The sequence below is a fragment of the Streptococcus sp. 27098_8_186 genome, assembly GCF_041432055.1.
Classification (GTDB): Bacteria; Bacillota; Bacilli; order Lactobacillales; family Streptococcaceae; genus Streptococcus; species Streptococcus dentalis.
Genome location: NZ_JAPVYV010000001.1, coordinates 29,368 through 41,857 on the forward strand (window position 1 = coordinate 29,368; position 12,490 = coordinate 41,857).

At 32.4% G+C, this 12,490-nt stretch carries 9 protein-coding genes; 3 read left to right on the forward strand and 6 right to left on the reverse strand.

Going from position 1 to position 12,490, the window contains the following annotated elements; all coding sequences use genetic code 11:
- Positions 1–337: 337 nt before the first annotated feature.
- Positions 338–958 (reverse strand): tetratricopeptide repeat protein, encoded by a 621-nt coding sequence (locus O3602_RS00140; protein ID WP_371610896.1) that lies wholly within the window; start codon positions 956–958, stop codon positions 338–340.
- A gap of 672 nt (positions 959–1,630) precedes the next feature.
- Here O3602_RS00140 and O3602_RS00145 point away from each other — a divergent pair.
- Positions 1,631–2,926: an MFS transporter gene (locus O3602_RS00145; protein WP_371611095.1), complete on the forward strand. Its 1,296-nt coding sequence runs from the start codon at positions 1,631–1,633 to the stop codon at positions 2,924–2,926.
- Positions 2,927–3,111: 185 nt separating this feature from the next.
- On the opposite strand, the gene O3602_RS00150 is transcribed toward O3602_RS00145, so the two are convergent.
- Positions 3,112–3,420, reverse strand: a complete 309-nt coding sequence (locus tag O3602_RS00150) for a hypothetical protein (protein WP_371611096.1) — start codon at positions 3,418–3,420, stop codon at positions 3,112–3,114.
- Between the two features lie 1,009 nt (positions 3,421–4,429).
- On the opposite strand from O3602_RS00150, the gene O3602_RS00155 reads away from it, so the two are divergent.
- Positions 4,430–4,636 (forward strand): hypothetical protein, encoded by a 207-nt coding sequence (locus tag O3602_RS00155; protein WP_037608378.1) that lies wholly within the window; start codon positions 4,430–4,432, stop codon positions 4,634–4,636.
- A 182-nt stretch (positions 4,637–4,818) separates the two neighbouring features.
- Here the strand turns inward: O3602_RS00155 and O3602_RS00160 are convergent, their stop codons facing one another.
- Positions 4,819–4,989: a hypothetical protein gene (locus O3602_RS00160; RefSeq protein WP_003004837.1), complete on the reverse strand. Its 171-nt coding sequence runs from the start codon at positions 4,987–4,989 to the stop codon at positions 4,819–4,821.
- 148 nt (positions 4,990–5,137) lie between these two features.
- On the reverse strand, positions 5,138–6,712 hold the full coding sequence (locus O3602_RS00165) for an ATP-binding cassette domain-containing protein (protein ID WP_371610897.1): 1,575 nt from the start codon (positions 6,710–6,712) through the stop codon (positions 5,138–5,140).
- Between the two features lie 603 nt (positions 6,713–7,315).
- Between O3602_RS00165 and O3602_RS00170 the strand changes: the two genes are divergently transcribed.
- Positions 7,316–7,783: an 8-oxo-dGTP diphosphatase gene (locus O3602_RS00170; protein WP_003004973.1), complete on the forward strand. Its 468-nt coding sequence runs from the start codon at positions 7,316–7,318 to the stop codon at positions 7,781–7,783.
- A 287-nt stretch (positions 7,784–8,070) separates the two neighbouring features.
- Here the strand turns inward: O3602_RS00170 and O3602_RS00175 are convergent, their stop codons facing one another.
- Positions 8,071–8,442, reverse strand: coding sequence for a hypothetical protein (locus O3602_RS00175; protein ID WP_003004846.1), 372 nt, complete (start codon positions 8,440–8,442; stop codon positions 8,071–8,073).
- A gap of 142 nt (positions 8,443–8,584) precedes the next feature.
- Positions 8,585–12,424, reverse strand: a complete 3,840-nt coding sequence (locus O3602_RS00180) for an SEC10/PgrA surface exclusion domain-containing protein (protein WP_371610898.1) — start codon at positions 12,422–12,424, stop codon at positions 8,585–8,587.
- Between the last annotated feature and the right edge of the window lie 66 nt (positions 12,425–12,490).

Here is a 12,490-nt window from a genome sequence, read left to right on the forward strand (position 1 = left end):
CCTAAAAAAGATAAAACAAAGAAACCAGACGTAAGTTTTTCGCCTCTAACAGCTAGTACTCCAAGGGAAAAAATACCGATAGCCATTATGGAAATTATGAGGATAAACCACAAGTAAATCATATAAAACTTATAAAGATAGCAAAAGGACTTATTTTTTTGTTTAGGCTTATCCTTCCAATTTAAATAAAAGAAATAAGGCATATAAATAATTAAAATAAATAGAAATCTCATCTATAGCACAACCTCTCATCTTATTCCCCTTAATCAAATACATAATTTATAGCATATTAAAACTTTTTATTTAGGCAAACTAATGACAAAATCTAAATGCAAAATCATCGATTAATCAATTCCTCAATTTCCTTTACCCCTTCAAACTCTCCAACACTTTCGAAAAGTTCTATAGCTCGTTTGAAATGTGTGTTGGCTAATCCTTTATCTTCCAAGGCTAAATAGATTTCACCTAACCCTCTATAGCTACAAGCCTGAGAAATCACATCATCAGTCTCTAAAGATTGTTCCAGTGAAAGATTCATGAATGTAAGAGCTTCATTAAGATTGTTTAATTTCAATCTCAAATAGCCTTGTTCGTAGTTATTTATAGCTTTCTTTAGATTATCATTGGGAAAATACTCTTCAATTATCTTCTCTTCATCTTCAATGAGCTTTAAAGCCTTATGAAAATCACCCTGATCTCTGTAGATCATCGCTAATTGATGTAATCCAATGTGTTCATGTTCTTTATCTTCATTTTGTTGAGCTAATAAAATGTATTTCTCAAATATACGGGTACACGAGGCATAGTCTTTTTCTGCCAATAATAAATACCCCATCAGATTTAAAAGGCTAAAATCTGTACAGGTATCAATGGAAAAATCTTGTTCAACCAACTTTTTAGCTTCTGATGTTTTTCCCTCCAGAAACAAGTTCCAAGCTATATCAATTTCAGAGACCATCTATTTCCCCCTTTCAACTATAAACAACCTTCATTAAATAAAATCACTCTAAAAGAAGATGCTAAACACTAGTTTTATAGATTTAATCCACTAGGCTAAAATATAGCAAAAAGTCCAAATAACTACTATTTGGGCAAAATGTTACTTAGTTTCTTTTTAAACGAGCAATGAGTAACTTAATAAGATAAGCTAGAACTACAAGTGCTACTACGCGTGATAATAGATAGAAAATAGAATAAACAAAATAGATTTGCATATCTGACACCTCCCAAATAAAAGAGATAAACCATCTTGCCCTCAAAATTATTATACTCTCGTTCGAAAGCGGTGTCAAGAATTGTGACAAATAGTATCAACATCTAGAATGAAGTTAAAGCCTATAAAAAGTAAAATAAAGCAATCTGTTCCATTTTGAAATCCTTTAACGATTGTAAAATATATCCTATTTTAGAAGAGGTACGTAAGAAGTTATCAATTTAGATAATGTCAAAGCAAGAGAGAAATATAATGAGTAAACATAAATACAATATTTTCTACATTTTTTAATATACTTTTATTAGTATAATTGGTAAAATCTTAATTAACAAAAATTATGTTTTATCTACTATCCCGATTACCTTACAACACAGGTTGATTGAATAGGATTAGATAACCAAAGCAATGTTGACACGAATGGAGGGGATGAATATTAAGAATTTAATAAGTGATCAGATGTCAAATAGACAAATTATCAAAGACTTTATTAGTAGTTTTATTAGTTCTTTAAGTGGAAAAGCTTTTAATTTCGCTTTAGGATTAATGTTACTGGACCAAACAAAATCGGCAATGAGTTTTGGAATCAATATGATCATCTATCCTTTAGTTAGTTTGATTTTCTTAGTTCCAATCGGTAATTTAGTAGACCGATACCGTCATAAAAAGATCTTAATTTATAATTTTATCTTTAGACTTATAACCTTTCTTCTGTTTTATGCTTTTTATTTTTTAACGAATTCATCTACTATCTTATACCTCGTAATCCCGTTTGTCATACTCCACTCTATTACAGTTAACATCAATGATACTTGTTATTCAGCCTCTATCCACGAGTTAGTAAATGATACAAAAATTCAACGATTAAGCTCTGTTACACAAACTGCCATTGCTATCGCAACCATGCTTTCCCCAGCTATTGGAGTCATTCTTTATAATTGGTTAGGCTTCTCAGGCTTTATTCTTATAGAAATCATTGCAAATATCCTTTCTTTAGGTGTCTTACTTACCATGAAATTCTTCTATGAACATGAAGAGCAAGAAGCTAAGATTAAACAGAATGAAAAGCATCAACAGGGGTTCAAAGAAATTATCCGATTTTTAAAAGAAAATCAGATTGTCAAATATATTATTCTTGTTAGTGTTGTACTGAATTTTTTCTATACTTCCATTAGCATTGGAGTACCATTTGTAGTTAAAGAGCAACTCTTATTAGATAATGCAACAGTAGGTATCCTAGAAACTATGTCTGCAGTTGGAATGTTATTAGCCAGTGTGTCGATGTCGCTACTGCCAGACAAAAAAGAAAATAACACACTTCTCTCTAATAGAATTCGCATTCCACTTTTTCTTCTAACCATCGCTATCGTTGGTTTGGGTATTACATTTGCAACTAGTAACACCCAAGTGATTATTTCTTCCGTTGGCGGTTTATTTATGGGAATTATCGCATTCACTCTTGTTATTCTAAATATTGTCGTCATGACCTATCTTCAAAGTAGTATTGAAACAAATTATTTAGGAAGAGTAATGAGTACTTTGTTCACACTAAATACGTCTATCATGCCGATAGGTACCATTGTATTTACTTATCTATTTCAAAAGGACATAAACGGAGGTCTGATATTCATATTTGGAGGTGTTTCTCTCCTGATCTATACCATGATAATGTTACCTCGAATATATAGAATACTCCAAAAAGAACACACTTATTGACATTGAAACAAAAGCAATACTAAAATGAAAAAGACAAGGATAAAGCACCTTGTCTTTTTAAAATACTAGCAACTTAGACTAAAAATAAGACTTTTTTCATAATTTAGCACCTTTTTAGTAACCCAATAAAAATACGGATGTATAGTCCAGATAAAGACAATTCAAATTAGATTACGTCTATCTATTTACTTACCTTTTATTTGCTTTAATTCCTTTATCTCTTTTAGAATACTAAAAATATAGAAACTAAATAGAACTACACCTAGAAAGGATAAAATAAAGAAACCAAACGTAATTTTTTGTCCCATACCAGCTACTACTCCAAGGGATAAAATACCGATAGCCATTATGGTAATTATGAGAATAAACCACAAGTAAATCATGTAAAACATATAAAGATAGCAAAAGGACTTATTTTCTTGTTTAGGCTTATCTTTCCAATTTAAATAAAAGAAATAAGGCATAGAAATAATTAAAATAAATAAAAATTTCATCTCTAGCACAACTTTTTACTTTCTATTTTGGATTTCCCACAAGATCTCCCAACTTCCAAATACCAAGCCAAAAAGAAATTGTTAGCATGATAAAGAATGTAAGGAACATATTATCGACTAGATTTTTACTCATCAAGCATAGTTCTCTAGCTATATAAGGAGACACGGGAAACAAAATGCACTGTACTATGGTAATTATTTTTTTCATGATTCATTAACAATACTGTCACATATGATACAGTATACTCCTTTCTAGGAAGATTTCTTTTTATCCCTATCTTTATTATAGGACTACAGCAATTTAGATTCAATTTTTTTATATGAAAGTAGTTTCAGAATTCGAACTTTAATTTTTTTATTATACCTTGATTATCATTGAAAAAAATGTACAAATCAATTTCTTAGATTTGATAATATGATGAACTATAAAATATACAAAATACCACTCCAGAATAATATACAAAACGAAAATAAAGTACACTTTTTAACGAATGTACTTTATGCTTCTAATTCAGTTGTATCAATGGTTTAGCTCTAGTTTAGTCAATTGTACACAAATTTTTAGTTTTACAGAAAAGGAATGATCTTATACCAGATCATTCCTTTTCTCTCTTTTTCTCTAAGTAATTATATACAATGTACGACGAAGTCGTCATTGCAATGCTCATCCACCACCTAAAGGGAACTTTAAACAACATTGCTAAGATAAAGAATATAAACAACGAAAATACGTTATACCCAATTAATTTTATTATATATCTCATTATTAAAAGTTAATCCTTCCGTTGTTAGGAATGGCATCATTTTGATCCCATAATTACGCTAAATAAGTCCCCGGTGATAATAAATTCATAGCGAATTCTAAAGCAACATCATTTACAAACCAACTACCTAGATATCTAGAAATTGCTGAACGAATAGCACTTTTTGCTGCATGTTTTCCTTTTTATTTGTATTCGCTTACATTTTATCATATAATACTAATGTAGTAAAGGAAGAAGGTGTTCTTATGCTAAAAAAATATTTTTCAAAATATAAATGGACTGATTTATTTTGGATTCTATTTGTGATTTTGACATGCATCTATATAGGAAACCGTGATTTGCTTCCTCTTAATCATCAAGAATTTTCTCTTCGTGGTAGTTTCTGGGGATTTGTACTTGCATTATATCACTTACTATTCATTGATAAATTTGTTATCTCTAATCGGAAGTAAAACGATACTAGGTAAAAACTCAATTTCAGGAGAAAATAAAGTAAATCACCCCACAATAAAACGCATAGTATCAAGGTTCTTCAAAACCTAATATTATGCGTTTTTTGATCCTAAAGACTTTTCCCTATTCTTTTTTATTTTGATGTATAGTCCAGATAAAGACAATTCAAATTAGATTACGTCTATCTATTTATTTTATCTTTTATTTGCTTTAATTCCTTTATCTCTTTTAGAATACTAAAAATATAGAAACTAAATAGAACTACACCTAAAACAGATAAAACGAAGAAACCAAACGGAAGTTTTCTTCCCATACCAGCTACTACTCCAAGGGATAAAATACCGATAGCCATTATGGAAATTATTAGGATAAACCTCAAGTAAATCATGTAAAACTTATAAAGATAACAAAAGGACTTATTTTTTTGTTTAGGCTTATCCTTCCATTTTAAATAAAAGAAATTTAAATTATTTATCCAACATATTGGGTTCAATATAAAATCAAGTCTTTCTTAGTTCAATGACTTGATCGTATCGACTTTCATTATCAATATGGTGAGCGATTTCTAACACCATCATCGGTAGTGAGAAAATCAAGTCTCGAACCATCTGGCTATTTTCTACGTCAAGAGCTGCAGTTACCTCATCTGCTAATAAAATATCCTTTTTACGAAGAAGGAAGCGGGCTAGTTCAATCCGGACACGTTGTCCGCCTGAAATATTTTCTCCGTTATTAGTGATTACAAAATCAAGCCCATCAGTTAGTTCATGGTCGAGTTTGACCTGTCTTAAAACAGTCTCTAATTCTTGATCTGAAAACTCCTGTCCCAAACTGAGATTGTAGCGAATAGTATCATTAAAGAGGAAAGGATGCTGGCTGATAATGCCTACCTGACGAACAAAGTGACTTGTTTTAACTCCATCCCTTGTACGACAAGTAATCGTTCCGGCATCCGGCTTTTCTTCCCCTGTGATCATTCTAAAGAGGGTTGATTTCCCACAGCCACTTGGCCCTTTGATGAGGACTTTTTCGCCTTGTCGAATGGCTAGATTAAGATCGCGAAGAATCTCTCTACCGTTATAAGATTTACTTAAATGAGAAATTTCTAGCTCTTCTACTTGGGAGATCGAATGATTATCCGATTCACTATCATCTGCTCGATTTAAAATTCCGAAAATCTTTTCGGCCGTTGTTTTGGCTCCTTGTACTTCAACCACATCATACATGATATTTTGGATAGGCCCTACCAGTTGACCAGCAGCAATATACATAGCAACCAGGCTAGCCACTGAAACATGATGACCCTGCATAGCAAGGAAGAACCCTAATACCAAGGGGAGTACTTGGCTCAGAAAGACCATAAAACCATTACAAAAGAAAACAATATTATGGGTAAAAGCAAACCTTTGAATAGCTCGTTGATAACGAAGATTGATATTCCAGACGCGCTGAGAATTTTCAGGCAAGGCTTGATTCATCCGCAAGGTCTGAGCTCCTCGAATACTATCAGAGATTTGGTTATGAACAGCTGTTCTTCCCTGAGACATTTCATCCCCTGAATTCTTTAGCTTATTATTCATCAAGAATTGTGGAATGGGACGTAAGATCGTGAAGAAAACAAAGATAGAACCCAATAAAACATTTTGGGCAATGATATAGATCGCCGTAATCAGTGCCCCAAATCCCCAACATGAAATAGACATATAGCGTTCAAAAAAGTTATCTCCTAAAAATTCCATATCCTGTGTCAGCATGGTAATCTTTTCATCTTCACTATATTCCCTGTCTTCCATTAACTTCTGAAAAAGTGCCGTTCGGATATTCATGTGAATTTCGCGTCTAAAGACATTATTTGCATGATTACAAAATAACATTAGACTATACAAAGCGAAATAGACAGAAAAACCAAAGAGGGCAAATTTCCAAATAGAAGAATAGGTAAGGTTATTTTGATCTATCGATAATGCTTTGGCAACAACCAAAGGTTGACCTAATGCGAGACCCCCATTTGCCAGTGCTCCAATAATGGTTAGGTATTTTGTTTTTTTATCAAGATATTTAAAGATATGAATCATAAATCTCTCCTAGAAAATAGAACCCTATGGTTGAGAAATATCAGATGTAATCATTAAATCTTATTACATATTATTCTTTGTGATATATTTTACATGCTCATTATACATCTAAAAATAAGTCTGGTCAATGAATATTCAAAAGTTTAGAAAAGTTTAAACTTTTAATGATATTCTGAGTTTTCCCCCGTAAGTGTTCATCTCATCCATCATAATAAAAAGTTACTGTTGGAAACATATTGGAGATATGAATCTATGATATACTAGTGATAATAAATAGTTATCGGTAGGAGAAATCTGGCGTGAATAATAAAAAAATAAGAGTTTTTTTGAGTAGACCCAATCCATTTACTAAAGAACAACAGTACTTTATAGAAAAATTAAAAAGTACCTTAGATAAGTACAATATCGAAAGTATAAAATTACAGTATAATAAAGTTAACTAGTCTTGTAAAAATTATTTTATCGTCATATCTGAGAGTTAATCAGCTATTGCGTGAAAATTATTAATCTTTGGCTGAGATACATTTGTCACAATCATAAATAGCTTATAGTTCTTGACATATAGACTTGTATATGAAAAAATACTTGTTGGAGGCTAATAATATGACTGAAAAAATCAAAAACTGGGTTAACATTTGCGTTTTGAAAAATCAAGAAATTTTATTACTTAATAGACAGCACGATAATTTTCCTGGCTGGATTCCACCGGGTGGAAAAGTTGAATTTCCTGAAAGTTTTTTTGAAGCTGCATTACGGGAACTTAAGGAAGAGACTGGACTTACCGCATTAAATCTTGAATTAAAAGGAATTTCAGGCTTTACTAATTCAATTGGTAATGAGAGATTTGTCTTCTATGACTTTTTATGTACTCAGTTTACTGGTGAACTAAGCACATCTGATGAAGGTGAGCCAAAATGGTGGAATCTAAAAGAAATCGATAAAATACCAATGCAAGATGAAATAAGAAAAAGGCTACCCCTTTATTTAAGAAAAGGAAGCTTTGAAAGTATTAACTATTGGGATGATAATAAGAAATGCATTAGCGAAAATAAAACAATTTTATTTGACTAATATTCTCTACAGTATAATCAAATGCAAAATTCTCAATCCATTAGTAATTTTTGTATAATTCAGTACTCAATACAATCTGTCTTTAATAACATATAGTTTAATATTTTACAAAACAAGGGTATCTAATAAAATCATCTACTCTAGCAACTTTTTCCTTGTATCTATAGATAGCTAAAAAGCCTTGGAATCATTCCAAGGCTTTCTCTATATTCTATTGCATCAATTTTCTTATTCCGATTTCAGTTGCGATAATTTCACGTATATTTAAAATAGATACTTAAATTATATTACTGTTTTTCAAAAGTTCCGTCTGCTACACGAAAATCACTGTTAACAGTTTCAATTGAATTAAATTGAATCTTTAAATATTTTACTTCTTTTTCATCTTTTCCAGGTAATTCAGCTTTAGCACTCGCTGCACTAGAAACCTTTAATTTGACGTATTTCCCAGCGATTTTCCAAGTTCCATCTCTAGATTCGTCTTTATTATTTGTTACTTCTAGTGTTTTATCGCTATTGAAAACGATAGTTGAATCGTGTTTACTATCATACCAAGTTCCAATAATTTGCTTCTCTGGTCCTGAATTTTGATTCAAGAAAAAGAATACCCCACCTGCAACCGCAAGTACTAAAACAACTAAAGCAATAATTTTTTTCATTATTTTTCCTCCTATAAATATCTAAAGATATTTATTATTTTTTTCATATACTTAATTTCACTAAAATTATTAGTAAAAAATCAAATTTTGAATGATAAACTTTTTTTCACTACTACAATAAGAAATACTTAACCAACTTTTATTAATCACGATGTTTCCGTGATACTGAAATACCAAAACTACAAAGAACAATTCCCATTGCAAACACTAACCAATTCTCAATTGAACTTGTATTAGGCAAGGCTCTATTTGCAGCATATTTAGCTTGATTTCCAGCATAGCTATATACTCGTTCATTAGAAGTACTTTCTGGTATACTCTTTTCTAACGCAGGATTCAGAGAAATCATCTTGTGATCTACTTTATCGTTAAAGACTTCGCTTTGTCTTGTACGAGTATTTAAATAGGCTTCCCTAACTGCTTCATATTGCGCAGTTGCATCTAATTGATCTTGTAGAAGTGATTTAAGTTTAGCTTCCTCTCTTGCTACATTCTCAAGTGCTAAACGGTGCTCTTCAACTGCATTATCATATGCTTCTTTTGCTTTTTTCAAATATACATCAGCATTTTCAAGATGATCCAAAAGTGTTTCTAAAGCAACTAAATTAGTCTTTACTTTAGAAATTTCATTCTTTATTTGACTTTCTTTAGCTTTTAACTCTTCAACCTTATTCTGACGGTTTCTGAGTTCTGCTTCATCTGTAGCTTTTACAGCTTTCAGATCTGAAAGAACTTTAAGTTCTTTATCCAATTCTGCACGCGCATCTGCTAAAACTTTTTGTTTTGTTTGAATATCTGCATTTAGATTTTCAACCGCTGTTTGGGCTTTTGCATAACGAGTCTTGGCAGCAATCAATTGTTGAGAAGCTTCATCTAGATTCTTTTGTGCAAGAGGCGTCTTATCTGAGATTGAGTTTAATCTTGCAATCGTTTGACGTGTAGTATTTAAGGCTGCCAAATGTTTTTCATGAATTTTTGTTACTTCATCTAAATTGTTTCTTGCAGTCTTATCTGTTGCTTTTGCTTTCTCAAGCTCCTCTTTTGCAGTTTCTAATGCTTTTTGCTTAACTTGAAGGTCTGCATTTAAGTTATCTAAAGCTGTTTGAGCTTTGATATATCTTGTTTCAGCTTCTTCTTTTTGTTGTTTCGCATTGTCGTATTTCTTCTGTGCATCTGGAGTTTGATCAGGAACTGACATCAATTCTGCTACTAGTTTTTGAGTTTGTTTCAGATTTTGATTTGCATTTTGATTTTCTACTTTTGCTTTTTCAAGATCAGATTTAGCTTTTACTTCTGCTGTTGTGGCCTGGTCTAAATTATCTTTTGCATTTGCTAAAGCTTGACGCTTGCTTTGAATATCAGCATTTAATTGATCAAGTGCATCTTGAGCCTTATTAAATTGGGTTTGGGCTTCATTATAATTTTGTGTAGCGATTTCCAATTTAGTAGTAGCTGCAGGTGTTTGATCAGGAGTAGCTTTCAGAGCATCTAATTTTGCTGTCGTTTCTTTGAGAGCTTTTGTACTTTTATCGTTTTCTGATTTAGCTTTTTTCAAACGATTCTGTGCAGAATCATTTGCCGTATTTGCTGTAGTCTGCTTAGCTTTAGCAGCTGTTAATTCATCTTCCATTTTTGAAGTATCAAATGGAGTAGCTAGAGGTTTAGCAATCCCTTTATCATAATAATCGTCAACAGTTACAAAATGGTATTCACCAGTTTGTTCATCTTTAACATATTCAAGATGTGCATCTTGACCTTTGAATTCAATAAAGTGCATGCGTCCAACACCACTTGGTGTGAAACTATTTGCAGCTCCAATTGCCCGAATATTTGTAGGAGCTTTCTGCCCAATCATAAGTTTCATATGTCCAAAATAAGCATGAACATCATTTGTCATAAAACTAATTACAGCATCATATACCTCACGATACAATTGAGACATTGTTGCTTTACGAGTTTCTTTAGCTTCTGAATAATACGCACCATAACCAAGCAAAGTATTATCATAGCTCATGTTTTCTCCAGTCCATACGATGGAATCTAATCCATCTTTCGCTAAAGCAGTATCGCTGTGACTTGTGCTATATGGTTTATTTTCTTCAGCATAGGCTTTTGCAATGTTTTTGACACCCTGAACAGATTCTTCAGTGACAATATAATGATGACTACCCCAAACTTGGTCTTGCAGATTGTTGGCGAGAAGTGCATAATATTGGCTCAAAGCTTCAATTTGCTTGTCAGTTAAATTGTCTAAATCTACGACTGAATCATCGATCGGCAAAACAATATCCTTGTTTGACCATTCCTTTATGAATATATTTTGGTGTTCAGGGGAATATTCTGTTAATGCAGTTCCAAAATCATATTTACTATCTTTGAACCATTTTTGAATAACGTCGTTTAAGGCATTTTTATTTGCGTCTGAGTCATCAGCAAGGTAAGCCTTATAGGCATCAATGACATCTTGAGGCAATTGAGGAATAGTGAGATTTTTAATTGCTGCAATTTGTTGATTCAGCATTTCAACTGCTTGATCAGCCTTCTCTTTATTCTCTTTTGCTTCCTGAGCTACTGATGTTGCACTCGCTAGCTCATTTGAAGTTTCATTTACTTTAGCCTCTTCTTGGTTTTTCTTAGTAGTTAAAGCTGAAATTTCTGAAGCTTTTTTAGCATCATTTTGTTTAGCTGTTTTGAGCTCTTCTTCTGCACGAATCTTACTATTTTGTTTATTTGCTAAATCATTTGCTTTACTATCACGATTTGCAATTGTTTGGGCAAGTTGTGATTCAGAAGCATCAAGATTACTTTGCGCTGATACCTTATTTTCTTGAGCTTTCTTTAGATTCTCTTGTGCTTGTTTTTGTTTTTCCTCAGCAGATGACAAGTTTTTCGCCGTTTCTTGGCTTTTCTTTATTTGATCTGTTTCGACAGACTTTGCATTTTTTAGTGCAGTAGCTTTTTTATCATCCGCTTCTTTGGCACGATCGAGTTCCTGTTTTGCTGTATTTTCAGTTGCTGTTTTAGCATCTAAATTTATTTTAGCAGCATCACGTTCTGCTACAATTTCTTCAACGCCAGTACCGTCTAAAACTTTCTGAGCAGTTTCTTTCACTTTTTGAGCCTTCACTAATGCACTCGCTGCTTCTTCTGCAACCTTTTTAGCATCTGCTAATTGTTTAGCAGAAACCTGACTAGCACTAAGTTGCGTTTTTTCATCAGCTGAAGCTTTACTGAGTTCTTCAGCTTTATTTTTGTCTTCGCTAATAGCATTTTCCAAAGCCTTTTTCGCTGATTCTTCTGCTGATTCTTTTTCCGCTACATCACTTTTTGCTTTGTCTCTTTCAGCAATGATTTCCGATGCTCCAGTACCATCAAGATTTTTTTGTGCAGTTTCTACTGCTTCCTCAGCTGTCGAAACTTTCTTTTCTTGCTCTGAAATTTTATCTTGATCTTTTTTAATAACCTCTGATTGCTGATTACGTTTCTTCTCAGCTTCTAGAACTTTATCAGTTGCATCTTTTTGTGAAGTTTCCTTTTTCTCAATATCAGCTTTTACTTCTGATATTTCATTCTTGGTTTTTTCAATTTTTTCAGGCGTAGCTGATAATTTATTTTCCTCAGCATTTATTAAGTCAACATTTGCCTCGGAAACTTTTGTTGCAGCAGTTGCTTCCGAAGCCTTAGCGTTTTCTAATGCACTTTCTTGATTTGAAACCGATTGATCCGCTTCTTCCTTGATCGCTCTTGCTTCTTCTACAACTTCAGAAGTTGGCGTTTTCGTTACAGTTGTAACCCCATTATTGATAAATACCCCGTCTACTTGTTTTATATTTGTAAACGAAGGAGCCTTCGATTCAACACTTAATGCTGACTCATTTGGCTGAGTTGCAGTTACGTCTTCTGCTTTCACAACGGAAATTCCCGCAAAAGCTGTAGCTATTGATACAGCAGATACAGTTGCTTTGATCGTTTTCTTTTTCATAATTCCCACCTTTATGATAGAGTATTGAACAAATTATCACTATATAATTATAAACAACCGAATTAT

Bases quoted from the DNA above. Each gene is read 5' to 3' on its own strand.
- O3602_RS00140 (WP_371610896.1), bottom strand. From the start codon at position 958: ATGGTCTCTGAAATTGATATAGCTTGGAACTTGTTTCTGGAGGGAAAA.
- O3602_RS00145 (WP_371611095.1), top strand. From the start codon at position 1,631: ATGGAGGGGATGAATATTAAGAATTTAATAAGTGATCAGATGTCAAAT.
- O3602_RS00150 (WP_371611096.1), bottom strand. From the start codon at position 3,420: ATGAAATTTTTATTTATTTTAATTATTTCTATGCCTTATTTCTTTTAT.
- O3602_RS00155 (WP_037608378.1), top strand. From the start codon at position 4,430: ATGCTAAAAAAATATTTTTCAAAATATAAATGGACTGATTTATTTTGG.
- O3602_RS00160 (WP_003004837.1), bottom strand. From the start codon at position 4,989: ATGGCTATCGGTATTTTATCCCTTGGAGTAGTAGCTGGTATGGGAAGA.
- O3602_RS00165 (WP_371610897.1), bottom strand. From the start codon at position 6,712: ATGATTCATATCTTTAAATATCTTGATAAAAAAACAAAATACCTAACC.
- O3602_RS00170 (WP_003004973.1), top strand. From the start codon at position 7,316: ATGACTGAAAAAATCAAAAACTGGGTTAACATTTGCGTTTTGAAAAAT.
- O3602_RS00175 (WP_003004846.1), bottom strand. From the start codon at position 8,442: ATGAAAAAAATTATTGCTTTAGTTGTTTTAGTACTTGCGGTTGCAGGT.
- O3602_RS00180 (WP_371610898.1), bottom strand. From the start codon at position 12,424: ATGAAAAAGAAAACGATCAAAGCAACTGTATCTGCTGTATCAATAGCT.